Source organism: Peptoniphilus grossensis ph5 (assembly GCF_000311825.1).
GTDB lineage: Bacteria > Bacillota > Clostridia > Tissierellales > Peptoniphilaceae > Peptoniphilus_A > Peptoniphilus_A hominis.
Genome location: NZ_HE978567.1, coordinates 415826 through 442485 on the forward strand (window position 1 = coordinate 415826; position 26660 = coordinate 442485).

A 26660-nucleotide genomic window follows, 5' to 3' on the forward strand; every position below is an offset into this window, starting at 1 on the left:
TTTCTCTCTAACAGATTTATTTTTTTATAGGAATACTCCGCCGTATGCAACAAATAGTGGTGCAAATACAAGGGATACAACAGTAATAAGTTTAATTAGAATATTAAGAGAAGGTCCTGATGTATCTTTGAATGGGTCACCAACAGTATCTCCAGTTACAGCTGCCTTGTGAGCTTCTGAACCTTTACCACCGTGTGCTCCACCTTCAATGTATTTCTTTGCATTGTCCCAAGCTCCACCAGCGTTTGACATGAAGATTGCCATTAGTACGCCTGTTATAAGAGCTCCTGCTTGAAGTCCGCCTAGGGCTTCTGTTCCAAGTAGTATTCCTACTAGTACTGGAACTATTACTGCTATAAGTCCTGGTACGATCATTTGCTTTAGTGCTGCTCCTGTTGAGATGTCTACACATCTTGCATAGTCAGGAGTTCCTGTGCCTTCCATGATGCCAGGTATTTCTTTAAATTGTCTTCTTACTTCGTCGATCATTTCTGATGCTGCATTACCTACTGCTGACATTGTTAGTGCAGAGAAGGCAAATGGTAGCATACCACCGATAAATGTTGCAGCTATAACTTCTGGCTTAGAAATATCAATTCCACTTAGTCCAGTTGCGTTGATATAAGAAACGAAAAGTGCAAGGGCAGTAAGTGCTGCTGAACCTATTGCAAATCCCTTTCCTATTGCTGCTGTTGTATTACCAACAGAGTCAAGTGAGTCTGTGATTTCACGAACGTCTTCTGGTAGGTCGCACATTTCTGCAATACCACCAGCGTTATCAGCGATTGGTCCGTAAGCATCTACGGCAATTGTCATACCAGTTGTTGAAAGCATACCAACAGCTGCTAGTGAAATTCCGTAAAGTCCAATAACTGGATCTGCGCTTCCGCCAGCTCCAAGGAAGGATGCTATAATTCCAATAGCGATAACAATAATTGGTCCAACTGTTGACATCATACCAACAGAAAGTCCAGCAATAATATTTGTAGAAGCTCCAGTTTCTGATTCTGCGCCAATTCTCTTTACTGGTGCATAGTCATCAGCTGTGTAATATTCTGTGAATTTAGAAATAATTAGACCAACTGCAATACCAATAATTACTGGTGCAAAAGGTGCAAAGCTTCCGAAAATTACATTTGATAAAATAGCTGAAGCAATCATAGTAACAGCTGCTGCTACATATTCTCCTGCGTTAAGAGCCTTTTGTGGGTTCTTGTCTCCCTTTACAAAGAAGGCAGCTACAATTGATGCTAAGATACCAACTGTTGCAACAAGAAGACCAAATTTAACTCCATCTTCTCCATAAGCTACTACTCCAAGAGTGATAACTGATAGAAGAGCTCCTACATAAGATTCAAATAAGTCAGCGCCCATTCCAGCTACGTCCCCAACGTTATCTCCTACGTTATCAGCGATAACTGCAGGGTTTCTTGGGTCATCTTCTGGGATACCAGCTTCAACCTTACCTACAAGGTCAGCTCCAACGTCTGCTGCCTTAGTGTAGATACCTCCACCTACTCTTGCGAAAAGTGCAATAGAAGATGCTCCAAGTGAAAATCCTGTAATAATTTCAGTTTGTCCATCTGTAAAGAAGTATGCGCAAGTAATACCAATGATTCCTAGACCAACAACGCACATTCCCATTACAACTCCACCTGAAAAGGCTACGTCAAGTGCTTTACCTAGTCCACCCTTCCATGCTGCGTTAGTTGTTCTAACATTTGCCTTTGTGGCAACTTTCATACCAACATAACCAGCAGCTACTGAAAAGATAGCTCCAACAACGAAACAAATAGCAGTTGGGATTGATTTAAGTCCTACTGCCAAGATAATTGCAAGTACAATGACAAAAACAACAAGAGCCTTATATTCCCTTGTTAAAAATGCCATAGCTCCTTCTGAAATGTAAGAAGAAATTTCCTTCATTCTTTCATTTCCGGCATCTTGTTTTGACACGAAGCTTGCCTTATAAAAAGCAAATAATAGTGCCAAAACGCCGACTATAGGAGCTAAATATAAAGTATTCATTATAATCCTCCTTAAATTTTAATTGCAATGTATTTATAAAAGACTCGCCAACAAAAATACAATTGCAATAAAGACCACTATAGGAAGTAGAAAAAATATCATTTCTATTTTCTTCCTAATTTTAATTAAATTGCAGCTAAAATAATAAGTGCAAGTGCAAAAACGATGCTTGAAATCATTACAATTTTATTTTGGATGTCTTTTTTACTAGAACCTTTATGTGAGCCCCACATAGTAGTTTCTTCACCTTGAAGAGTTCCAAGACCAGCTTGATCTGATTCCATTTGTGCTACTACAGCTATTATAATAATGCTTGTAATAATAATTATAATAGATAATAAAGTTTGCAAACAACTACCTCCCTTAAATTTCTATAACATATAAATTCTAACACAGCAAGCCATTCTTATCAACGAATTTATACGATTTTTGACGATTTTTGGCAATTTTTTAAGAGCTTAGCTCATTTTTTAAAGAATTTTCAATTAAATCTTCCCTATCTTGCATGGCAAGAAGAGTTTTTTCTATTAATTCATCAAGTTCCCATCCTAAATTTTCTGCTCCTCTTTTAATGACATCGCGAGAGCAACCTTCAGCAAATTTTTTATCCTTGAATTTTTTCTTCACACTTTTTAAATTCATGTCCTTGGTGCTCTTAGAGGGTCTCATGAGAGATGCAGCGTAGATTAAACCTGTAAGCTCATCTACTGCAAAGAGGACCTTTTCCATAAAAAGCTCTGGCTCAACACTTGAACATAGTCCGTGACCGTGAGATAAAATTGCGTGGACTAATTCATCACTTCCACCTGCGCCCTTTAAAATCTCCGGCGTGTTTTTTAAATGCTCTTCAGGATATTTTTCATAATCAACATCGTGAAGGAGGCCTGCCATCTTCCAAAAGTCCACATTGTCCTTGTCAAATTCCTCTGCAAAATATCCCATTACACTTTCAAGAGTTAAGGCATGTCTTATGTGAAATTCTTCCTTGTTGTATTCCTTTAAAAGTTTTAGGCCATCTTCTCTACTTATTCCACTATTCATATCGCCACTTCCTTTTTACCTATATTATCACAATAATTTTTGAATTTCACTTTTTTCTACTTGTGTTATAATGAATATAAGAATGCAATGATTACGGAGGTTTTTTATGAAAAAAAATGTTGGCATAATGGGATTTGGAAGAATTGGCAGAGATGCTCTTAGAATTTGGGCTCTAAGAGATGATTGTAACTTCGAAGTTACTCATGTAGCCGTTAGAAATTTAGAAAAAACTTTAAAGGAAAGAACTCACCTATTTAAATTTGATTCTATTTATAGAAGATTCCCTGGTGAAATTGAATTTACTGATGACGGAATGATTATAAATGGAAAGAAAGTTACTTTTGTTGAATCAAAAACTCCTGACCAAATGAATTGGAAGGAACTTGGCGTTGATATTGTCATCGACTCTTCAGGTGCCTTCAAAGATGAAGACAAGGCTAGGGGTCATCTTACTAGCGGAGCAAAAAAAGTTGTCTTAACTTCTCCAGGCAAGGGCGACATGCTTACTGTTGTTATGGGAGTTAACGACGACAAGTATGATCCATCTGTCCACGACATTATTTCCAACGCATCATGTACTACAAACTGTCTTGCTCCAGTTACTAAAGTTATTTTAAAAAACTTTGGCATCAAGAAGGGACTTATGTCTACAGTTCACGCCTACACTAATGACCAAAATATTCACGATGGCGTTCACAAAAAGGACATGCGTCGTGCAAGAATGGGCGCTGAAAATATTATTCCTACTTCAACTGGTGCAGCTAAGGCTGTTGGAAAAGTTATTCCAGAAGTTGACGGAATTTTAACTGGCTTTGCCCTAAGAGTTCCTGTTCCAACTGGCTCTCTTGTTGATGTTACTTTTGAACTTGAAAAGGAAGCTACTGTTGAAGAAATCAATGCAGCAATGAAAAAGGCAGCTGAAAATGAATTAAAGGGCATCCTTGAATATTCTGAAGACGAACTTGTTTCATCTGACATCATAGGCAACACTCACTCTTCTATTTTCGATTCACTTCTTACAACAGTTAACGGAAAAATGGTTAAATTAATTTCTTGGTACGACAACGAATGGGGTTATACTGAAAGAGTTATTGATTTGACAGAAAAAATTGCAGAATCTCTATAATTTTTAAAAAGGCTTGCTGGAGCCAGCCTTTTATTTTAAAAGGAGCCAAAGTTTTTACACTCTGGCTCCTTTTTTTAGTCTTTAATAACTGTTCCATGATTTCTAGGATTATTTGTGTTTAAAATTTTTATGGTAATATTTTTTTCTTCAACGGGCTTTATGGCATCGCCTTGGTAGACCTGGGCCCCCTTATCTATTATTTCCTTTAGCTCCTTAAAATTTAGCTTGTCAATTGTCTTAGCGTTAGGGTCCTTATTGGGGTCTGATGTCATTATTCCATTTACATCAGTCCAGTTTTCGTAGACCTTGGAATCCAGTGCGTAGGCTATAAGGCTTCCTGTGTAGTCGCTACCGCCCCTTGTGAAAGTTACAATGTCGCCATTGTTGTCGCTGCCATAAAAGCCTGGCACCACTGCCTTTTGGTTGTCGCCAATGTGGATTCTTATTGCCTCTCTTGATTTTTTTAAATCAACTTGTCCTTCCTCGTCAAAAATTATTATGTCCTTGGCATCTATGAAGTCGTAATCTAAATATTTTGACAAAAGTTTTGCATTTAAAAACTCGCCCCTGCTGACAATGAAGTCCTTGTTATTTGAATTTTTTATCTGATCAAAGACAAATTTTAATTCCTCATCCCAAAATTCTTCAAGCTTTAAGTCCTCTGCAATTTCAGAAAATCTTTTTTCAATTTTTTCCAGTTGGATGTCCCTATAGGCTCTTTGGGCAGCTAGCTCTTCTTCAAGAGACTTTATAATTTTTTCAAGGTCCTCAATTTTTGAATTTTTATCAGATAGAGAAATTAATTCGTCTGTTACCTTTGTGTCTTCTTTAAATCTTCTTCCTGGTGCAGAAACTACAATTACATCTCTGTCTTCTTTTGAGAAAATAATTTTTTTCACCTTGGCAAATTGTCCCGCGTCCTTTAAGGAGCTGCCGCCAAATTTTGAAACAGACTTGCCTTCTATTGTTTCAATGGCAAAAGGTGTCTCTTGATATACGCAATAGTTTAGCCAGTTGGAGAAGAACAAGTTTCCTGCAGACCTCCACCTGATTTTTATTTCCTTCTTAGGGTCATTGTCCTCATAATAATTTTGTGGTGGGGCAATTTTCTTGCCCTGAGAAATATCTCTAATGTATTCACTGTGTAGGGTGTCCTTATCATATTCCCAGTGGCCAAAGTTAAATACAAAGCGGTTGTCCTTTGTAGTGGCAAGGGAAACTCCAGTGTCAGGTCTTGCTGCAAGGACTTCTAAGTCTTCTATGTCCTCTAAATCTTCTGCCTTAACATAAGTGTGCCTTGATGTAGGAACTAAAAATGTGTCGTCAAAACCCTTGACGATTTTATTGTCCTTTAGCTTGTCAAATTCAAAGACGCCAAATATTTTTCCATCAGCCACCTTGTGGTCAATCTTGTAATAGTGATAGAGGGCTGCTTGAGCTGACCAGCATATAAACATTGTGGAGTAGACATTTTCCTTGGCAAATTCAAAAATTGTCTTTAATTCCTCCCAATACTTTATTTTTTCATAGGCAATAGTTTCAATTGGTGCTCCAGTTATTATCATTGCGTCATACTTCTTGTGCTTAATGTCCTCATAGGTTTTGTAGAAGGCCCTTAGTCTTTTCAAATCGCTATTTGCTGGATTGTAGGACTCCATTCTCACAAGGTCAATATTTATTTGAAGGGCTGTGTTAGATAACATTCTCAAAAGTTGAAGCTCTGTCTCTTCTTTTTTAGGCATTAAATTTACAATGGCAATGCTAAGGGGTCTTATGTCCTGCTCCTTGGCAGATGAATCTCTCATTGTAAAAATATTTTCTCTCTCTAAAACTTCTTCAACTATTAAATCTTTAGGTATTATTAAGGGCATTTTTTATTCCTCTCCTCTATAAAATTTGTACTTGTGAGTAAATTTAAATTTTTAGGTGTCTTTATAAAATAAAAAAAAGCTCCCGTCCCATAAGGACGAAAGCTTCGTGTTACCACCTTAATTCTCCCTTATCTCGCAATAAGGGACTCTTCAAGTACTAGCATACTCTATCGCTATAACGGGCGATCCCGTACTCATCTAAATATCGACAAGCACTCGAGAAAGACCATGTTCACTTATTTTTCTTCTACTTCTTTCACCAAACGAAGCTCTCTGTAATCAGTCCAACAAGTTACTCTTCTCTCTGTTGAGTTTAAATTTTATACTATGATAGCATCTAATATTATTTATGTCAAATAATTTGTTTCACTTTTGCTTTTAAAATTTTTGAGACCAAGAACTTCTTATAAAAAGTCAAAAAAAGAGAGACCGCAGTCTCTCTTAATAGTATAGTTAGATTTTTTTCTTTAAGCTTCCTTTTTAATTACATCAATTATAGAACCATCTCTGTATTCTACAACGGCAACTACTTCGTCAGAGAACTTAATTTCTTCAGGTTTACCTGTAAGTTTTTCTGCCATTTGTTGCAATTCTTTGATGTCTTTAATTTCAAGTCCAGCTTCTTCAAATTTTTCGATTAAATCTTTTCTCTTTGGATTAACAGCAATGCCGTAGTCTGTACATACTACATCAACAGATTCGCCTGGTGTACAAACTGTTGTAACCTTATCCATGATAATTGGATTTCTTGACCTTACAAGTGGTGCAAGGATAAGTGACATCTTTGCTCCAGGTGCAGTGTCTTGGTGTCCACCAACTGCTTGGTTGATTACTCCATCAGACCTTGTCATTACATTGACATTGAAGTCTGTGTCGATTTCTAATGCGCCAAGTAGTACGAAGTCAAGAGTGTTAACTGCAGGAGTTGGGTTGTTTGGATTTGCATAAGATGATGCTGTTTGTTCAAAGTGCTTTGGATTTTCACGAATTGATCTTACTGCATCAAGGTCAAAGGATTGTGTATCGTAAATACCATCAATTAAACCTTCTTCAAGCATTGTTACCATATATCCAGTGATTCCACCAAGTGCCATTGATGCCTTAATCTTGTCCTTCTTCATTTCTTCACGAAGGATTTTTGCAACTGCAAGTGTTGAACCTGCAGCTCCAGTTTGGAATCTAAAGCCATCTTTATAAAGTCCAGATGCCTTAATTGCCTTTACAGCATTATTTGCAATTAATAAATCTCTTGGGTTGTCGTTAAATCTAATTGAGCCAGAAACAATTCCCTTTGGATCTCCAATTGCGTCAACTTCAACTACATAATCAACATACATCATGCCTATTGATGCAGGAATGTTAGGGAAAGGTACAAGATTATCTGTGATTGCAATTACGCAGTCAGCATACTGTGCATCAACAATGGCATAGCCTAGTGAGCCACAAGCAGCTTTTCCCTCTCTACCATTCATGTTGCCATATTCATCACAAGATGGTGCAGCTAAAAATGCTACATCAATGTGAAGTTCGCCATCTTCAATTGCTCTTGCACGACCACCATGAGAACGAATTATACATGGTTTTTTAAGGATTCCTTGTGAGATTTTTTCTCCAAGTTCTCCCCTAAGTCCTGATGATTGAATGCCAGTGATTACACCTTTCTCAATTAGCGGAATTAGTTTGTCGTGGCAAGGTGATAGTGATGATGGAGCAAGAGTTAAGTCCTTAATGCCCATATCAGCTATAACTTGCATAACCATATTTACAACATAGTCACCATTTCTTAGGTGGTGGTGGAAGGAAATTGTCATTCCATCTTTAAGTCCACTTTTCTTTACGGCTTCTTCAATAGAGCCTAAAAGTTTACTTTCATCTCTTCTTCCATATCTAATTTTGGGAGAAGCCTTTCTATCAGTTCTAAGATATTTGCCTTCGCCTTTAAAAGGAACAAGTTCGCCAATGCCTTCAAGGTATTCAGGGATATCTCTTCCTACTGCATTTTTATTATAGTTCATCAATATCCTCCTTCTTTAGCACTCCACTTGCTACTGCAAGGTCAAGAACTCTTTGTGCTCCAGCAATAACTGGATAGTCAACCATTTTTCCGTCAACTGTAATAACTCCAGAGCCCTTTCTTTCAGCTTCCTTTGAACCAGCTATAATTCTTAGTGACTTAGTAATGTCCTTTTCAGTTGGTGTGTAAACTTCATTTACAACAGCAATTTGTTTAGGGTGAATAACAGACTTGCCATCAAAGCCAAGGTCCTTTATAAATTGAACTTCTTCTCTAAAGGCATCCATGTCGCTTAAGTTTGTGTTAACTGTATCGAAACAAGCAATACCTGCATTTCTTGCTGCAAGTACAATTTGACTTCTTGCTGCAAAAAGTTCCCAACCATGCTTAGACCTTTGTGTCTTTAGATTTGTAACATAGTCAGCAGCTCCAAGGGCAATACCCATCATTCTAGGTGATGCCTTTGCAATGTCAACTGCATTAATTACACCAGTTGGAGATTCAATGGCAGCCATCATAAGAGTTCTACCAAGACAACCCATTTCTTCTTCCACTTCTGTAATAATTTCGTCTACATCTTTTACATCTTGTGCAGTTTCTGATTTTGGTAATCTAATTACGTCTACTCCAGCTTTAACCACTGCCTTAATATCTTCGCGTCCAAAAGGTGTGTCAAGGGCATTTATTCTTACAACAACTTCAGTTTTTCCGTAGTCTAAAGTTTTAAGTGCATTGTAAACTAAAAATCTTGCCGCATCTTTTTGATTGATACTCGTTGCATCTTCAAGGTCGATCATAATTGAATCAGGGCCATAAATGTGAGCATCAGTGATGTTTGCAGGGTTGTTACCTGGAAGAAACATCATTGTTCTTCTTAATCTCTCTTTCAAAATATCAGCTCCAATTATATTCTGTACTTTCAGCTGCTCTAAAGCATGCTGCTTCTACTCTTGCTTTAATAGTGTAGTCCAAGGCTCCCTTGTCTACTGCTGTAACTTTTGCGTTTTCTACCTTTAATTCTTCTAAAGTTTCTCTAATAACTTTTTCAATTTGTTTGCCAAATTGTTTTTTCACTGAACTTTCTAGTTCAATGGAAATGCCTTCGCCGTTGTCAACTGTTATTAAAATATCATTTGACTCAAGAGTTCCAGCCATTGCTTCTTTTTTTAGTTTCAAAAATATCCCTCCTACTACATGAGCGTTCCAAAGAGTATTGATCCTATAACAAGTATTATTCCTCCACCAAGTCTTGATGAAAGTTGTGCATAAGAAATTAAATCCATTCTGTCAGCTGCTCCAAGAACTGCCAAGTCACCAGATCCACCTCTGTTTGCCATACAAAGTCCTGCAGTAACAGCAGAGTCAACAAAGAAGAATCCTACAAGGTGTCCAACAAGTCCTGAACCAATAACAGCGCCAACAACAATTAAAAATGACATAACAACATTTCCAAAAGTGATAGCGTCTCTTAGTTCAACTAAGTCAGTTTCAACACCAACCCCAACCATAATTAAGATTACAATGTTTTTTGTAAAGAAAGATTGAACTTCCTTAGCAGCTTGTCTAAGTGGTCCAGGAACAATTCCAAGTCCATTAGCAAGAGCAACAATAATAATCATAAAGGCAAAGGGATGAATTGGCACTGAAGGAACTAGTGGATCCCAAACTTTATCAGCTACAAGTCTACCTAATTGATAGAAAGTAAGAGCCATTAAAATTGCTCCAGCGTAGTCCTTTAATTGTGTTGTGAATTTTTCTTCATTTTGTTCAATTTCAGGAGCTGATCTCATAAGAGTTTTCTTATCTCCTGTAAGGCCTGGCTTACTGTTACCAATCTTATTTAAAATACCACCAGCAATAATAGCGAAGATATTTGCAATTGTAAGAATTGAAATAGCAAAACCATAGTAGTTTGCAGCGGCATCTCCAGTAACTCTTTCATAAATTTGACTTAGAGGAACTGCACCGGCACCGTTACCTCCACCCATTACAGGAAGAACGTATTTTTAAACAGTTTCAGATGGAGAAACTCCAAAGAAAAGTCCCCCAATAATACCAAGAATGGCAGCACCTAAAACTCCACCAAGGATTGCTGGAATATATCCTGCAAAAGACTTGATCATAAGATCTCTATTAAGTCCTAGAAGTGAACCAGAGATAAGCATTATGATAAAGAAGTTTAATAGTCCCATAGGCTTTGAGTTAACAGATGAAATAAGTTCTACATATTCTTCTGGTATAACATTTAGATAAACTAAAACTGCTGTACCCAAGAAGGCAAGAACAAGTCCACCACCAACATAAGTGTTCCAGATTGGAATAATCTCTCCAATTTCATATAAAATAATACCTATTGCGAACATAAGGGCAACGCCGCCCGCTAAATCTTTTGACAAAACTCCCGTGTAAGTTGCTATGAAAACAATTATTGCTAAAACCAATAACATTGGAAGATTAAGTCCAAAATATTTTTTCTTCATCGAAAAACCTCCTTTACATTTACTTTTATAATACCCTAAAAACTCATTGTTACGCAATAAGATAAAGCCTATTTCTCGCAGTTTTCAGCAAATGTTATGTTGTAGGTCCAACAAAATTATTTTGTGGTAACGCTTTTAAAGTACTAATTAATTTTAAAAAAGCAAGACTATAGCTTGCTTTTCTTTAAATTTATTAGCTTAATTTATTGAATTATTTTTAATTTAAAAAAGAAAGGGTTCTATAATAAAAGGAGTCCTTAAAAATTAAATTATTTTAAAAATTTTTTTACCTCTTCTATAAAAACTTTAGTAGCTTGAGACTTGTATATGTCTGGGATTGTTAGAATTGCAGTGTACCAAATATTTTCTTCTGTCCCAGATAAATTAAAGCTGTCATAATTTTTATCTTGGCTAAAGATGTTTAAATAGTCCTTGGGTATTATAGTAATCCCCATTCCATTGGCAGCAAGTCTTTTTGCAGTTTCAAAGTTTTTTGTAGTAAAGACAACTTCTGGGTTTATTCCATAAGATTTTATCGTTCTATCTTGAACCTTTCTTATGCCCTTATTAATATCAAGAAGTATAAATTTTTCTCCTTCAAGATCTCTCAAATCAACATAACTTTTTCCATCTTTTACTTTTATTTTGTCTGAATTCATTAAATAACTCTTAGGAGTTACTAAAAGAAATTCGTCTTCCTTGAGGATTTCATAATTTATTTTCTCATTCATTTCCTTTTTATGAACATGAGTGAGTGCAAAATCAACATTTCCACCTAGTACCAAGTTTTCAAGTACTCTTGTGTTCTCTTCTCTAATAATAATTTCGATATTCGGATAATTTTTATTGAATTTTGGCAGAATGTTTGGAAGAATATTCATCCCCATATATCTTGCTATGCCTATAACTAGTCTCCCAGCCTTTAACTCATTTATATGAGTAATTTCAGACTTGAAGTCGCTGTAAATATCTAGTATTTCCTTTGCCATGAGATAATATTTTTCTCCTGCATAGGTTAATTTCATTCCCCTTGGCTCACGAATAAATAAATGTGTGCCCAATTCCCTTTCTATTCTTTGAAGGGCTTGACTAAGACTTGGTTGAGCAATAAAAAGCTCCTCTGCCGCCTTAGAAATTGACTGTGTATCAGCTATTGTTTTTATGTAAAGAAGTTCTCTTTCGTTCATATTATCCCCCTTTTCATTCTACCATTATTGAATTAAAAATTCCCGTTTAAAAATTTCTTTAAAACAAAAGGACTGTGCAATAAAATACACAATCCTTTTCCATAAAATATTATAAAATTAACCCTAAAATAAAATTGAAAAGCGTAGATGATATTACACTTATTGGTACAGCAATAAATAAAAGTCTTGAGAACATAGTCTCTCTTTCTTCTTCTTCTGAACATGATCCAAGAACTAAACTTCCCCCTGATGAGAATGGTGAAATTGCAGAACTTTGAGCTCCTATCACTATTGCTGTGAATAATATCAATGGGCTTATTCCAGTTTCTTGTGAAATAATAGGAACTATTGGGAATAAAGCTGGACAAACTACACCCAAAGTTGAAGAGAAGAAACTCATAATAGCTCCAATCAATGAAAAAGCTAGAGGAATTATCCATACCGGTAGATTTCCACTTGCCCAAGAAGCTAACAAGTCTATAGTGCCTGCTTTTATAGCAATACTAATTAACATTCCAACCCCACAAATCATAATTATAGTATTCCAAGGCACCTTAGAAATGGCTTCTTTTTCGTCTGCCATCTTTGTGAATAGTGCTATTAGTGAGAATATTATCGCTACTAATCCTACATCCATTTTTGAATTTATGTAAGATATTAATTCAGAATTTGGTAGTAATATATTTAGTATAGGGAAAGAAAGTAGTATGATTATCATGAATATCATTAACCATAAATTTAATCTTTGTTTTTCAGTAAATTTTTCTGGTTTAGTGAAGTTTTCTGAATTAATTTCACCCATTTTCTTTTTACCAATAACCATAAATAAGGATATTAAGAGAAGAGAAAATATAACACTAGAAATAAATATTACTATGCTTATACTAAATGAATCATTTAGCAAACCTGTTTCGTCTATTAATCCTCTAAAAATTACTCCACTGCCACTTGTCATAAAATTGGCTCCCGAAAGAGCTCCACAATTAACTGCTACAGCTCCAATAAGCTCATCCATCTTGGCTTCTTTGCATATTAAAAGAGTTATTGGCGCCATGAATGCCATAACTGTGAAAAATCCTGCCCCTAATGCCGCAATTATAGCGCTTGCAAAATATAAAGCAAAGGGCAACAATGCTGGAAATTTTCTGCATGAATATAACAAAAATCTTGCCGTTTTTTCAAGAGTTCCATTCAATAATGCAAAATTATAGAATAGTGAAACTGAAAATATTACAAACATAGTTGTTATTGGCCATCCGGCTATTATTTCTTTTGGTTTAAGTCCCATTATAAATGCTCCTATTATGTAACTAAAAGCCATTGCGACTAAACCTGTATTAATTTTTGTTTTATATCCTACTATTACAGCTACTAATATAGCTAAAACTATTAATAAACTAAGCATAATATCACCTTTATAAATTTAATAATCTCTTTTGATTATTCCTTGTCATAGTAAAAATATCTTCCTCTGAAATTCCATTCTCATATAAATATGTTATATATTCATTAAGTGCAATTTCCCAATTTGGATTTTCAACTTGACCGCCATCTGTTGATACTATAACATTTTTTGCTCCAACCTCTTTAATACATTCTAGATTAGAAGGTAAATTGCTTTTATACTTACCTCCACCCATATTTGATGCATAACACCTTTCTAAATAAACATCATAGTCTTTTACGATTTTTATTTGATCTTCTAACGTCATGTCAACAACCCACCACTCAGGATGAGTAACTACAATTTTATCTAGTCCTTGTTTCTTTGCTTCTTCAACGACAACAAAGCATTCTTCTGGTGAAACATGTGCTGTTGCCAATACAGCATCATGATCCTTTATTAATTTAAATACATCTTTTAGTTCTTCGATTACTTTTCCATCTCTTATCACATCAACAGCATTTGTTAAATCACCCTTCATTTTATATATGTGATTTCTTGCAGAAGCTGTTGGTAACCATATGACCTTGGCACCTAATTTCAAACCGCTTTCTACAGCCCAAGGATTTATTCCACCAATTTGCCTATTTAGTGTAACACTCCCAAGCATTGTAAAGTCATCGCTATCTTTATAAACGATTTCCTTGTACTTATTACAAAGATATGCTCTATCCACTGTAGTGCCCTGATGTGTTTTTATTACTATAGCTCTAGCCCCAACTTTTACAGCAGCATCTGTTAGCTCAAAGTCGTCGTACCTTCTTTTTCTCAAGTCTGGATTAGAGTGAACATGCATATCTATAACACCCTTCATAAAGTCCATATAATTCCTCCTTTGTTACATAATATACTTTCATAAGAAACTATTAAAATATGTATTTTCAATAGTTCATATAAAATTATCCTATACATATAAATATTTTTAGCCTGCTCTCATAATTTATAGAGACTTGTCTAAAAATTCTTTTACCTTTTCTATAAATTCAATGTAATTTACTTTTACGTAATCTTTTTTATTATAACTTGATATTAAATCGCCTGTTATAAATCCATTTTCTATAGTGACTCTAACAGCTTTCTTTAATTTTACACCAAATTCTTCTAATTCTTTATTTCCATCAAGTTGGCCCCTCTTTTCAATGCCAGACGCCCAAGTAAATATTAGTGCAACTGAATTTGTTGAAGTGATCTCACCCTCTTGATATCTTCTGTAGTGATCAGTTACTGTTCCATGTGCTGCTTCATATAGATAAGTTCCGTTTCCAATTATCGAAGATTCCATCAGTGATAGTGATCCATAAACCGCAGAAATCATATCACTCATTACATCGCCGTCATAATTTTTTAGAGCCCAAAGAATGTTGCCCTTTGATTTCATTATTTGTGCTATGGCATTATCGATTAAGTAATAATTGTAAACTAATCCATTCTTTTCGAATTCTTTTCTATATTCTTCAAAAGTTTCGTTAAATATTTCTTTAAAAACAGAATCATAACCTGGAACTACTGTGTCCTTAGTTGAAAAAATTAAATTCATCTTTTTTTCAAGTGCATATTTAAAACACTCATGTGCAAAATATTTTATTGACTCAACTTTGTTATATTGAGTTAAAAATATTGCATCGTAATCTGGTTTATATGAATATTTATTTTCTCCATTAATTGAAACATTTAATTCTTCGCCTTTTTTTAGGCTAAAAGATTTTGAAACATAAATATCTCCAAAGGAATGCCTTGCTATTGCTATTGGTTCCTTCCATGTTGGGATTAAAATGTCCAAACAATCAAAGGTAATAGGTTCTCTAAACATTACTCCGTCAAGATATGCTCTTATTGTAGCATTTGGCGATGGATAGATTTTTTTTAGGTCAAATTCCTTTACTCTGTCTTCGTTGGCTGTGATAGTAGCACACTTAACGCCTACCTTGTGTTTTCCTACAGCCTTTGCAGAATCAAGCGTAATCTCGTCATCAGTGTCATTTCTATTTTCCATTGATAAATCATAGTAATCAAGATTTAAATCAATGTAAGGTTCAAGTAATTCTTTTTTTATGTCTTTCCAGATGACCCTAGTCATCTCATCTCCATCCATTTCAACTATTGGATTTTTCATTTTAATTTTTTCCAAAATATTCACCTCTTGTAAAAATTCTATCAAAACACCCCTTATAAAACTAATATTAAAAAACAAGTGTAGGTATAGAGTATGCCTATATGTATTTTTATTCCTTTGTAAATTTTCCTTCTTCATCAAATACTACAAGTTATTCCATTTCTATTTTAGGTTGTTATTTTCTTGAAAATATTTTTCTCTTTTTTATATTTATTAGCTTATTTTGTGGCATAAGTTTCTCAAATCACTTATACTAATATCAAGGTTTTAAGTGATTATTTTCTATTAATGCCCTTGAGTCTGGTAAAAATATTTATTTATATAAGTCAAATTTTAAGGAGAATTTAATGAAAAAATTTTGTAAAATCTTTTCTGTAATTTTGTTGTCTACAAGTCTTTTGATTCCAAGTTCAGTCCTGGCATCTGAAAGAAATGATAAAATTGATGCTTTAAAAAGTTCTGGCGTGGTGAAGGGTTATCCTGACGGAAGTCTTGGTCTAGAGAAAAACATTACTCGTGCAGAAATTGCTGTTGTCCTTACGCAAATAAAGGACGTAAATGCCAAGGCTAGTGGCAAGCAAGTTTTTAAGGACCTAGACATGGATCATTGGGCTAGGTCCTATGTTGAAGCTGCCTGTCAAATAAAAAATCCACAAGGCATTCCTGCCCTTGCTGGCTATCCCGATGGAAGTTTTAAAGCTTCTAATAATATTACCTATGCTGAAATTTTAAAAATTTTAGTTGCTGCTAACAAAGCTGACTTGACTAAGTCTGATGTGGATAAGGCAACATGGCCATCTTCCTGGATAAATTGGGCAAATTCCATGGGAATTATTGGACCAAATAGTGGCATTGGAAATTTTAATCCCAATGATTATGCTCCTCGTGGCGATGTATTCGTCATGATTTTTAATTCTTTATCAAATGAAGGCAAGCCTTCACAGTTAAATTCCTTGGAAAATTCTAAAAAGAATGGGAAGGAAACAATTGAAATAGACTTACCTGGATATATTGGCACAAATCCATCAGAAAATCCTAATCCTGTTACTAATAATGCTGAAAATAAAAAAACTGTTGGAAAAAGCAATATAGAAACAATAAATTCCTTTAACAGTGGCGAAAGTTTTAACCACGATAAATTTCATCAAGAGTTTTTAAGTCTGGTAAATGCAGACCGTCAAAGATTAGGCCTCAATCCTCTTAGCTGGGCTGATGATTTAGATAGGGGATGCATTGCTCGTTCTGAAGAGTTGGCAAAATATGGTTCCATTACTGTCAACGGAAGGAGTCATGTTCGCTTAGATGGAAGCAAGTGGGATACAGCTGTGGATTATTTAGAGCCTCAACTTAAAACAACTACTCGTGGTGAAAATCTCGCTAATCTGGCTTATTCCTATAGCGGCGATGAAATGATGGCAGATCTTAATAAGATATTGACTGATGAAAAGGCAATGGCAGAAAAGTTTTATACAAATTGGTGGAATTCTCCAGGTCATCGAGACAATATGATGGATCCTAACTATACTTGTCTAAGTGTTCAAGTCCGAGCAAGCAATAATATAAGAAAAGGCGGCCTTGGTAAAAATAGCTACTTTATTGTTGGGACAACTCTTTTTAGGGGAGACTATAGGGACTATGGTAAGAAGAATGACTTTGGCGACGATAATGGTTTTGGAAACTTTGACGGCTTTGACTGATTTGGAAATAGTAAATACTATATAGATTATTGATAAAAAACCCCCAAGATTATGTCTCTTATAATCTTTGGGGGTTGTTTTATTCTTTTTCACTTTTTAAAATTTCCCTTACTTTTTCCTTTAACTCATCTAGGCTGTGTCTTTCTTCCTTGATGCAGGTCCTTGCTATGTCATCACAAACTATGCACTTTCTCTCGGCAAGTCCCAGGCTTGACCTTGATATTTGTCTGAAGTCCCTGTCGTAGATGTCGATGTCGAGAAGTCTTCCGCCAAGGCTCTTTTCTTCAAGCTCAATCATTTTTTCTTTTATAAATTTTCCTTCTCCACCAAGGACTGCAAGGTATTCCATTCCAGTTTTTAGGTTTTGATATTCTTCAAATATAATTTTTATTTTGTTATCTTCTAAAAATTTTTTTATCTTCTTTATATATTTTTCATGAAAAGCCACTGCCTCATGAAAATTTTTTTCTTCGCCAGGAATATTAAGCATAAAGGATAGGACTGGCAGGTCATATTTTTCCGTCAAGGCTTTTATCTTGTAGTATCTCTTTTCCTTTGCCTCAAGCATTTCTCTCATGGCAATAATTTTAGAGTCTTTCATTTATTATCCTCTGCCCTTCCTCTGATTTTAGTGCCAAAATTGTGGCATCAGGCAAGTACTTATAGGCTTCTTCAAGTTTTCTCTCTTTTAAAAGTTTTCTAACCCGTGATGCAGAAATTACCTCGCCGCCACTTTCTATTCTAGGAATTTCTACCAACTCTACTCCATATTGTGGCAAAATTTTCTTCATTGTCTCATTGTAATGTTTTGTCACCACATCCTTGTCCTCTGTGCCCACAAATCTCTTTTTAATGTTTAAGGCTTTGACAAAGTAGCTTCCAAAAATTTTTGTGTCAAGCTCTGAATATGCCTTTAAAATTGTCTTCTCGTCTTTATAAAAATAGGTTGGGAAGGTGTTTTTTGAAATGATGTAGTCGTTGCCCCTGTGAAGAATTACATTATCAAGCTTAGAAACTTCCTCTGCCACGATTTTATAGCGAAATTCATAGGGAAAAGTTGACCCATCTTCTTCCACCATAAAAACATGGAGGAGGTCCGTCATCTTCCTGGCAGTCTCAATTAAGTAGAGGTGCCCCTTGGTCATGGGGTTTGCGTTTATTACTATTGCCCCAGACTCCCTATCATCTTTCATGCTTTTTAAAATTTGATGAAGTTCTTCTATTTTATTGTCAAGTAGCGCCACATCATCAGTCTCTTCCACAAGAGAAAAGCCGAAGTCAGAGAAAATTTTTATGTTTTTTGGCTTTGTGAAGATAAAGAGGTGACTCTCGCCCTTTTCATATTGATAAGCTATTAGCCTTGTTATAATTGCGTTGGTTATGCCCATGCCCTGGTAGGCCTCGTCAATGGCAAAGCACTTTAAGACTCTTCCAGCAGCTGAACCTGTGCCCACAATTTTGTCACCATCAAAGGCAGCAAGAGTGTAGTCCACATCTTTTTCATAATTAATGTCAAAGTCCTTTAAAAAATTTTCCACATTCTTTTTTTTCGAATTTCATCACTTGTCTATACTCAATCAATGTAATCCTCCAATAGATAAAAATAAAGACTTAAAATTAAAAAGTCGGCACAGCCACCTGGGCTTAAGTTTCTCCTTTTAAAGTCTCCATTAATTTTTTCAATCTCCCTCATGCCCTCTGAGGTCATGTAAAGCTTATTCCCAAGGACATACTTGGCACGTTCTTTTAAAAATTCAAGTCCTTCCATGCCGCCCCTCTTTATAATATTTGAGTCCTCAATAAAGGTCATGTAATAATAAAGGGTGCCTGTAAGGGCGTAGTCAAAGTTCACTTCTTTTTCAGCCTTCTTCAAAAATTCTAAGCCGAGAAGGGCCTTTGCAAAGCCCTCTTCAGCCTCTTCTCTTATGCCCTTGACGCCATACTTTTTAAAATTTTCTTCCCCATGACTTGTGGCAGATTTTTTATTTAACTCATCAGTAATTCCTCGGTTCAAATAGGCAACCCTGGCAATAATTTTTTCAAAGGAAAAATTTTCTTTTTTTATTTCTATGGCAGTGGCGTAGACCATAAGTCCCAGAGAAAAAATAATTCCCTTGTGGGTGTTGGCACCACCCGTCGCCCTTTTCATCTTCTCTTCATAAATTACTCCAAATTTTCTGAGCTCCCTATAGTCTTCGCCTGCCGACTTTTCGCCAAGCTCATAGGCGATTTTAAAGTAATCGTGAAGAACTAAAGCTGAATTTATAAAATCTATGTAATCCATGTCCACGTGGGCACCCTGATCTATTAAAGTGACAAGCCCAGGCTTTGGGCTGAGTGACACCTCATAGATGAGTGCATAGGTGGACAGTCTCGCAATAATATCTGAATTTATCATAAAGCCTCCAATTTCATTATAATAAATAAAAAAATTTTCATCTACCCTTTATTTTTGTAGGGTCGACAGCTTTATTTTGATAAAAAATTTTAAATTATATTTAATCAAATTTTTATGCCACAAAAAAACCGAGGTCGCCCTCGGTCTTAAATTATTCTTTTTAGATTATTTATGAATATTCTAATTTGTACTTATCAAGTTATAATTTTTCTAAATTTTTATAAAAGATTATTTAATTTCAATCTTTTTATTTTTCTTTTCTTCAGTTTTTTTAGGAATTGTAATTTCCAAAATTCCACCTTCAAGTTTTGCAGACATATTTTCTTCGTCTATATCTTTAAAGAACATCCTTCTCATCATCTTTGATGACTTTCTTTCTCTGTGAATGTAATTTTTTTCCTTGTTTTCTTCATTAACTTCTTCATTTTTTTCAGCTGTAATTGTAAGCTTGCCTTCCTCAAAGTCTATGTCGATTTCATCTTTAGAAAATCCAGGAAGTTCAGCTTCAACTTTGTAGTCCTTGTCTTCGTCAATAACATCAACCTTAAAAGTTGCAGCTCTCATTGCCTTTTGAGGTGTGAAGTCGTCGTTAAAGAAAGAATCTATCATGTCATAAAAATCATCAAATCTTGTATCTCTCAAATTATTTTTTTCATATGGTCTAATACTCATTTAAAAACTCCCCTTTATATTTAAATTATTAGCAGCCGATGAACTCATCTGCTAACTATTTATAGTATAGGGCATTGGTCAAAGAATGTCAATAGTATTTTTGACTTTTTTTGACCTTTCTTTAAAAAATTTTTTAACTTTTCTTGCAAAAGAAAAAAGAAGGCTCTCGCCCTCTTCCTCTTTAAGTTAATTTATTTAAAATTGTGTGTCGTTATAATTTGCCTTAAATACATAGAAGTCTTGGTTTAGGGCTGTGATTATTTGCTCTTGATGTGCCTTGTCCTTTGTGTCAATAACTAGGTTAACTATCATGGAATCAATTGTATCTCCAACTACATCTATGTTTTGACCAATTTTAACTATGTTTGCTCCTTCTCTTTCAAGAAGTTTTGTCATGCGAGTCATTTCTCCTGGTTGGTCATTTAATTTGATCTTAAGTTCCATTCTTCTGTTAGTCTTGTAAAGACCCTTTTCTATAACCTTTGAAACTCTTGTTACATCAATGTTGCCGCCAGAAAGTACGCAGCAAACTTTTTTGCCCTTGTGGTTAAATTTCTTATACATTAAGGCTGCTACAGTTGAAGCTGCTGCTCCTTCTGTTATAATTTTATTTTTTTCAAGAAGGGTAAGAATTGCGGATGAAATTTCTCCTTCAGTTACCAATACTATTTCGTCAACATATTCCTTAACTATGTCAAAAGTAAGTTTTCCTGGAGTTTTTACTGCAATACCGTCGGCAATTGTTGAGCCGCCCTTTACTGTTAAAATTTTTCCTTCTTTAATAGATTCATACATGCTTGGAGATATTTTTGTTTGAACTCCAATGATTTTTATGTTAGGGTTGATGCTCTTTGCTGCAAGGGCGATACCAGAAATAAGTCCGCCGCCGCCAATTGGCACAACTATAATGTCTGTGTCAGGAAGTTTTTCCAAAATTTCAAGTCCAATAGTTCCTTGACCTGCAATAACTTTTTCGTCGTCAAAAGGTGCTATAAAAGTGAAGCCTTCTTCCTTGGAAAGTTTTGCTGCATAAGCTGCTGCGTCGTCAAAGGAATCCTTAACAAGTTCTACTTCTGCTCCATAGTTTCTTGTTGCTTGAACCTTGGAAAGTGGTGCGTGATATGGCATACAAATGATAGATCTTATTCCTCTTTCAGTTGCTGATTTTGCAACACCTTGAGCGTGGTTACCTGCAGAGCAAGCTACAACACCTTTTTCTGCTTCTTCGTCAGTAAGTGTTGCAATTTTGTTATAAGCTCCTCTTAGTTTAAAAGAGCCTGTGTCTTGCAAAACTTCTACTTTTAAGTAAACATCTTCTCCTAGGTTTGGGGCATAAACTACTGGCGTTTCCTTAATGTGACCCTTTAATCTTTCCTTGGCATCATAAATTTCTTTTACATCCATTTTATTCTCCTTCTTTCTTGTGATGGATTATGCTAACAAATTTATCATCTTCTAAAATTTTTCTAACCCTTTTTTCAAAATCCATTCGGCTCATCCAAATGATTCTTTCGCAACCTAGGCACTTCAACTTTATGTCGGCGCCCTTTCTCACTATCTCCCATTTATTTTCGCCACAGGGATGTCCCTTTTTTAGCGTAACGATGTCACCCAAATTATAGTATAGCATCACTGTCCTCCCTTTGTATCAATTTATTTCTAATAATTGGCATTTTTATTTTTTCTCTTTGCATGGTTTTTAAAATCTCTGCTCTTATTGCATATTCAAGGTCGTATTGGTCGCCCTGCCTTGTATAGTAGACAAGACTCATCATGTAGGCGTCCTTGGCATTTTCAGTAACTCCCCAAAGATTTGGCCCCAATACCATGTCCTCGTGGTCCCTATATTTTTCTAGGGCTTCCTTTATTTTCTCACTTACCAAGGATGGGTCGCAAGAATTGTCCACATAAAAATCAATTCTCGTCCTCACATTTGCCCTTTCCTTGTTGGAGACAATGGAGATATTGCTGTTGGGAATTATGTGAAGAATTTTATTGAAGTCGCGAATCTTTGTAACCCTAAGACCCACATCTTCGACTACGCCTTCAATGTCTCCTATCTCAACTAAGTCGCCAACAGAGTACTGGTCCTCAAAGATAATAAAAAATCCATTGATGAGGTCCTTGACAAGATTTTGGGCGCCAACACCTATTGCCAGTGAAAAGACACCTAGAGTTGCAAGTATGGGCGCAATGGAAATTTCAAAGACGCTCATGATTATTGTTATGCCTATAAAAATTAAGACAACTTTTATTATTCTCTTTATTAAATTTGCAACTGTGACAATCCTGTTGTAGGATCCCTTTTCCTTTATCTTTTCCGAATTTAATTGTCTATTAATAAAACCATCTATAATTTGTAAAATTATAAAAATTCCAATAATTATGGCGGCAACTACAGCAAACCTCTGCCAAGAGCCCAGTCCTCCAAAGGTAGACTGAAGGGCTGCATCAGCTTCATTTGCAACAGCGCTTGTATTTTTCTCTAAATTCACCTTACACCTCTTTATAAGTGGTTTCTATTCTATTTTCATCTTCTCTCACTGTATTTGAATTGACAACGGAATAAAGATTTAGCTCGCCATTTCTAAGGGCGCCAATTAAAAGTCCGTTGATTTTTATTTTGTCAAGAGAGTAGCCAAGTCTCGTGTAAAACTCTCCACGATTTCCTATCTCTCCACCAACATCGCTAGGTCCATAGACATAAATTGAGCCAGAGACATTTTCCATTTTGTTGACATTGGCTGCAATTATTTTTTTCTCGCCAGGCTTTAGGGCATAATCATACTTGGTGATAATGCCTGAGTGAAGAAGATAAGTGTCCCTTCCCTCCACTAAAACATCGGAGACATTGGGGATCTTCGCCTCATATATTTTGCCTGCGTCCATAAACCTATAAATCGCCTTGTCTGTAAGGGCGAGGACAGACCTCTTGTCCTTTTTCACAAAAAATACTATCTCGTGATTTAAGACCTGGCTCTTTTTATTTCCCTTGTGGAGAGAATAAAGAAGGGAAGAGTAGCCACTGGCGTCATTTTTTATCTCAGCAACAGAAAGATTTTTTGAATCTAAAATGTCGTGAGTTAAAATTTGATTTCCCGTCCTGTAAATTTCTGTGAGAGTGGAGTCGTTGCCCATTAAGTATAAAATTTCATTATTCTCGTCAACTACATGAAAGATAATATTTGCATTTTCGTAGGAAATATTAAAAACTTCGCCCTTTACATCAGTTGTAGAAAGGAGCTCGCCCATTTCAGAATACATGTGGACCTTGCCCAAGTCCTTTTCATACAAAAAAGCGTAGTTGTTGGCAAAAAATGCCTCGATATTTTCGTCTTCTCTCTGAATTTTTTTTATAATGTTGCCGTCTCTATCTGTTATGTATAAAACAGGATCAGCCCACAAAAAAACTGACTTAGATGAAATGGAAAAGTCCTCTATGGGCTCATTGACACTTACACCCTTAAGCCTAACAATGGTTCTGTCCTTGGAAAAATTTTTGTGGTTAAAATATATAAATCCAAAAAATATTAATAATAAAACTAAAATAATTGCGTGATTTTTCTTTAATTTCAAAATATCACTCCCGACTTAATTATAACATTTATAAAATTATTTTTACATTTTTTTGCAATTAAAAAGAGATGCCTTAAACATCTCTTAATCCTTTATTTTTTATTTAAGACCACTGCGCCAAGTAGGACAAAAATTAGTCCAAGTATTATATATATTGTGAGCTCTTCACCGAGGACTAGGACAGATAAAATCGTCCCGAAAATCGGAATAAATAATTTATAAACTCCAAACTCACTAGCGCTGTGGGTCTGTAGGACTGATGTCCAAATTGTAAAGCTAGTGGCTGATATAAAGGCGCCGTAAGACAGCATGAGAAAGAGCTTAAGGTCAAAGTTCACAAGGGATGTGTGAGTCAAGGCACCAATGATTATAAGGGGAGTCGCTCCAAGGAGAAATTGTGTCCCCGTCATCAAAAAGGAATTTTGGTCTCTTCCATATTTTCTTATTAAAACTGACGCAAGAGCGTTAAGTGTTGTGGCGATTAAAATAAATCCTTCACCTGTAAGCTTAAAATGAAAGCTCCCTCTATCCTTTAGGTTTATTATGATTAAGCCAAGAGAGCCAATAATTAGGGCTGCAAGCTTTCTTCCCGTAAGTTTTTCGTCGGCAATTAAAATTACAGAAATTATTACAGTTATAAAGGCATTGGATGCCTGAATGACTGCTGCCAGTGATCCTAGTGTGTTGGAAAGACCAATGTAGTAGGTGCTGTACTGGAGTGTGGTCTGTATTAGCGCCAAAATTATTATGAATTTGAAATTTATTTTGTCCCTCTCAACTTTTTCCTTGTTGAAAATAAAAAAGTATATATAGGTCAAGAGTCCCGCCATAAAAAATCTAATTCCTGCAATAAAAATTTTTCCACCAGGATCATCGGGGAGGATGCCTGCGTGAAGGTAGGTCAGCTTTATGAGGGGAATGGCAGAACCCCAAAGGAGCATTGCCATAAGAGAAAAAATTATCGCCCATCTTTTTTCTTTAATTAAGTTCATCTTTACCTCTCAGTTTTTCCTAAATAAAAAAGGAGGTCGCCCTCCCTTTTATTTTTTATTTTAAAATTCTTCTATCTTTCTCTTAATATTTTCTGCTGTGAAGCCAAATCTTTCAAAGACTTCTGATCCCTTGCCGCTTGCGCCAAAGGTGTCAATGGCAATTGCCATGCCCTTTGTGCCAATGTACTTGTGCCAGCCAAAGGATGAAAGTGATTCAAGAGAAATTCTCTTTTCTATTTTTGAAGGAAGGATTTTTTCCTTGTAATCAGAAGATTGCCCATCAAAAAGTTCCATAGAAGGCATTGAAACCACACGCACTCCCTTAAGTCCTTCTGCTGCTTCTAGAGCAAGAGAAACTTCAGAGCCTGTTGCAATTACAATTTTTTCTAGGTCGCCCTCTTCTTCTTTTATAATGTAGGCTCCCTTCATGATATCCCTTGATGAATTTTCTAGTTGTGGCAAGTTTTGTCTTGAAAGGGCAAGAACAACAGGTGTGTTCTTAGAGTTGAAGGCAAGGTTAAGTGCTGCTGCAGTCTCTCTTCCATCAGCTGGTCTCAAAACAATGATGCCAGGAATTGATCTTAGCATTGCCAAGTGCTCAATTGGTTCATGAGTTGGTCCGTCTTCGCCAACTCCAATGGAGTCGTGAGTGAAGATGTAGACATTAGGCAAGTTCATTAGGGCAGCAAGTCTAATTGTTGGCTTTAAGTAATCGCTAAATACTAAAAATGTTGCCGCATAAGTTTTTAGTCCGCCGTGAAGTAGGATTCCATTAGTGATGGCTCCCATGGCATTTTCGCGAACGCCAAAGGTCAAGTTTCTGCCGGCTCTATTTTCTGCTGAAAAATATTCTTCGCCCTTTAACATAGTCTTATTTGATGGACCTAAATCTGCTGAGCCACCAAAAATGTGAATATTATCTTTTGCAATTTTATTTAAAACTTCTCCAGAAACGCTACGAGTTGCCATGTCCTTAGTGAAAGAATCGTAATAAGAATCTTCTAGTAGTTCCTTCTTTTCTGGATTAAAGGAAGCCTTGTAGTCCTCATATTCCTTTGGATATTTTTTAGCGTATTCTTCTTCAAGATTTTTCTTTTCAGTAGCTTTTCTTGTATTTTCTTCTACAATTTTTTTGAAGTGGTCTCTCACATCATCTGCCACATAAAAATCTTGGTCAGGAAGTTCAAAAAACTCGCGAGTTGACTTTCTATTTTCTTGACCAAGTGGTTCGCCGTGAGCCTTTGCAGAGTCTTCTCTAGGTGATCCGTAGCCAATTTTTGTCTTCACTTCAATTAGTGCTGGTCTTTCTGATTTTTTTGCCTCTTCAATTTTTTCATTTATTTCTTCTAAATTATTTCCATCTTCTACAAGGAAAGTATCCCAGCCAAGAGCTTGGTATCTCTTGCGAACATCTTCTGAGAAGGCAAGGTCAGTTGAGCCTTCAATGGAAATTTTATTTGAATCGTAAAGGACAATTAATTTACTTAATTTTAATGTGCCTGCAAGGGAAGATGCCTCGTTGGAAATTCCTTCCATTAAACATCCATCGCCAACTAGGGCATAAGTATAGTGATCTACAAGTTTTAAATCATCTTTGTTGTAAAGGGCTGCAAGTTTTTCTTCTGCAATAGCCATACCAACTGCCATAGCAATACCTTGACCAAGGGGACCAGTAGTTGCCTCAACACCCCTAGTGTGACCATACTCTGGATGACCTGGAGTCTTTGAGTCAAGTTGTCTAAAGTTTTTTAAATCATCAAGGCTTAGGCCATAATCAAATAAATAGAAAAGTGAATATAAAAGAGCAGACCCATGCCCTGCAGACAAGATAAATCTGTCTCTATTTTTCCAATCTAAGTCCTTAGAATCTCTCACTAAATGATTTTTAAAAAGTGCGTAAGCCATTGGGGCAGCGCCTAGTGGAAGACCAGGATGACCTGAGTTTGCACTTTCAATTTGATCCACTGACAGCATTCTTATAGTATTAACTGCTTTATTTTCGATATTCAAAATTCCACTCC

General features: G+C 35.8%; 23 protein-coding genes and 1 pseudogene. 2 read left to right on the plus strand and 22 right to left on the minus strand.

The genetic code is table 11. The annotated features are described in order from the left end of the window. Window positions 1–24 precede the first annotated feature (24 nt). The 3 genes from HGPG_RS06240 to HGPG_RS06250 form a co-directional block, all read right to left on the minus strand. The gene (locus HGPG_RS06240; protein WP_019125202.1) at window positions 25–2028 is read right to left on the minus strand and encodes a sodium-translocating pyrophosphatase; all 2004 of its coding nucleotides are present in this window, start codon (window positions 2026–2028) and stop codon (window positions 25–27) included. Window positions 2029–2153: 125 nt separating this feature from the next. Beyond that, window positions 2154–2378, minus strand: a complete 225-nt coding sequence (locus HGPG_RS06245; RefSeq protein ID WP_019125203.1) for a preprotein translocase subunit SecG — start codon at window positions 2376–2378, stop codon at window positions 2154–2156. Window positions 2379–2478: 100 nt separating this feature from the next. Beyond that, complete coding sequence (locus HGPG_RS06250; protein ID WP_019125204.1) at window positions 2479–3069, minus strand: HD domain-containing protein; 591 nt, start codon at window positions 3067–3069, stop codon at window positions 2479–2481. A gap of 106 nt (window positions 3070–3175) precedes the next feature. Here HGPG_RS06250 and gap point away from each other — a divergent pair, with 106 nt between their 5' ends. Continuing rightward, window positions 3176–4195: a type I glyceraldehyde-3-phosphate dehydrogenase gene (gene gap, locus HGPG_RS06255; RefSeq protein WP_019125205.1), complete on the plus strand. Its 1020-nt coding sequence runs from the start codon at window positions 3176–3178 to the stop codon at window positions 4193–4195. Window positions 4196–4269: 74 nt separating this feature from the next. Here gap and HGPG_RS06260 read toward each other — a convergent pair whose 3' ends face one another. The 9 genes and pseudogenes from HGPG_RS06260 to HGPG_RS06300 form a co-directional block, all read right to left on the minus strand. After that, the gene (locus HGPG_RS06260) at window positions 4270–6066 is read right to left on the minus strand and encodes a homoserine O-acetyltransferase/O-succinyltransferase family protein (protein WP_019125206.1); all 1797 of its coding nucleotides are present in this window, start codon (window positions 6064–6066) and stop codon (window positions 4270–4272) included. A 467-nt stretch (window positions 6067–6533) separates the two neighbouring features. Beyond that, entirely contained in the window at window positions 6534–8081 is a 1548-nt protein-coding gene (citF, locus tag HGPG_RS06265) for a citrate lyase subunit alpha (protein WP_019125207.1), read from the minus strand. Continuing rightward, the gene (citE, locus tag HGPG_RS06270) at window positions 8071–8970 is read right to left on the minus strand and encodes a citrate (pro-3S)-lyase subunit beta (protein WP_019125208.1); all 900 of its coding nucleotides are present in this window, start codon (window positions 8968–8970) and stop codon (window positions 8071–8073) included. Before citE ends, citF begins: the two co-directional genes overlap by 11 nt. A 4-nt stretch (window positions 8971–8974) precedes the next feature. Beyond that, window positions 8975–9256, minus strand: coding sequence for a citrate lyase acyl carrier protein (gene citD, locus HGPG_RS06275; protein WP_019125209.1), 282 nt, complete (start codon window positions 9254–9256; stop codon window positions 8975–8977). Between the two features lie 14 nt (window positions 9257–9270). Next, a pseudogene (locus HGPG_RS06280) lies at window positions 9271–10560 on the minus strand (2-hydroxycarboxylate transporter family protein). Window positions 10561–10829: 269 nt separating this feature from the next. Continuing rightward, window positions 10830–11747, minus strand: coding sequence for a LysR family transcriptional regulator (locus HGPG_RS06285; protein ID WP_019125212.1), 918 nt, complete (start codon window positions 11745–11747; stop codon window positions 10830–10832). Window positions 11748–11856: 109 nt separating this feature from the next. Further along, on the minus strand, window positions 11857–13152 hold the full coding sequence (locus tag HGPG_RS06290) for an SLC13 family permease (protein WP_019125213.1): 1296 nt from the start codon (window positions 13150–13152) through the stop codon (window positions 11857–11859). Between the two features lie 10 nt (window positions 13153–13162). Further along, a complete protein-coding gene (locus tag HGPG_RS06295) occupies window positions 13163–14014 on the minus strand; it encodes a DUF6282 family protein (RefSeq protein WP_019125214.1) in 852 nt (283 codons plus the stop codon). Between the two features lie 117 nt (window positions 14015–14131). Continuing rightward, window positions 14132–15319, minus strand: a complete 1188-nt coding sequence (locus HGPG_RS06300; RefSeq protein ID WP_019125215.1) for an NADP-dependent isocitrate dehydrogenase — start codon at window positions 15317–15319, stop codon at window positions 14132–14134. A gap of 332 nt (window positions 15320–15651) precedes the next feature. Between HGPG_RS06300 and HGPG_RS06305 the strand changes: the two genes are divergently transcribed. Beyond that, entirely contained in the window at window positions 15652–17001 is a 1350-nt protein-coding gene (locus tag HGPG_RS06305; protein WP_019125216.1) for a CAP and S-layer homology domain-containing protein, read from the plus strand. A gap of 79 nt (window positions 17002–17080) precedes the next feature. Here HGPG_RS06305 and citX read toward each other — a convergent pair whose 3' ends face one another. The 10 genes from citX to tkt form a co-directional block, all read right to left on the minus strand. Continuing rightward, a complete protein-coding gene (citX, locus tag HGPG_RS06310; RefSeq protein ID WP_019125217.1) occupies window positions 17081–17602 on the minus strand; it encodes a citrate lyase holo-[acyl-carrier protein] synthase in 522 nt (173 codons plus the stop codon). Then, window positions 17589–18539 carry a [citrate (pro-3S)-lyase] ligase gene (gene citC, locus HGPG_RS06315; protein ID WP_019125218.1) on the minus strand — a complete coding sequence of 317 codons (951 nt, stop codon included), beginning with the start codon at window positions 18537–18539 and terminating at the stop codon, window positions 17589–17591. The genes citX and citC overlap by 14 nt, the downstream gene beginning before the upstream one ends. Before the next feature lie 35 nt (window positions 18540–18574). Next, entirely contained in the window at window positions 18575–19399 is an 825-nt protein-coding gene (locus HGPG_RS06320; protein ID WP_019125219.1) for a triphosphoribosyl-dephospho-CoA synthase, read from the minus strand. Between the two features lie 228 nt (window positions 19400–19627). After that, window positions 19628–20071: an Hsp20 family protein gene (locus tag HGPG_RS06325; RefSeq protein WP_019125220.1), complete on the minus strand. Its 444-nt coding sequence runs from the start codon at window positions 20069–20071 to the stop codon at window positions 19628–19630. 195 nt (window positions 20072–20266) lie between these two features. Then, the gene (gene ilvA / locus HGPG_RS06330) at window positions 20267–21475 is read right to left on the minus strand and encodes a threonine ammonia-lyase (RefSeq protein ID WP_019125221.1); all 1209 of its coding nucleotides are present in this window, start codon (window positions 21473–21475) and stop codon (window positions 20267–20269) included. Window position 21476: 1 nt separating this feature from the next. Further along, a complete protein-coding gene (locus HGPG_RS06335; protein ID WP_019125222.1) occupies window positions 21477–21701 on the minus strand; it encodes a DUF951 domain-containing protein in 225 nt (74 codons plus the stop codon). Next, a complete protein-coding gene (locus HGPG_RS06340) occupies window positions 21688–22566 on the minus strand; it encodes a mechanosensitive ion channel family protein (RefSeq protein ID WP_019125223.1) in 879 nt (292 codons plus the stop codon). The genes HGPG_RS06335 and HGPG_RS06340 overlap by 14 nt, the downstream gene beginning before the upstream one ends. Before the next feature lies 1 nt (window position 22567). Next, window positions 22568–23647, minus strand: a complete 1080-nt coding sequence (locus tag HGPG_RS06345; protein WP_019125224.1) for a hypothetical protein — start codon at window positions 23645–23647, stop codon at window positions 22568–22570. Window positions 23648–23739: 92 nt separating this feature from the next. After that, window positions 23740–24639 (minus strand): DMT family transporter, encoded by a 900-nt coding sequence (locus HGPG_RS06350; RefSeq protein ID WP_019125225.1) that lies wholly within the window; start codon window positions 24637–24639, stop codon window positions 23740–23742. A 60-nt stretch (window positions 24640–24699) separates the two neighbouring features. Beyond that, window positions 24700–26649 carry a transketolase gene (tkt, locus tag HGPG_RS06355; protein WP_019125226.1) on the minus strand — a complete coding sequence of 650 codons (1950 nt, stop codon included), beginning with the start codon at window positions 26647–26649 and terminating at the stop codon, window positions 24700–24702. Between the last annotated feature and the right edge of the window lie 11 nt (window positions 26650–26660).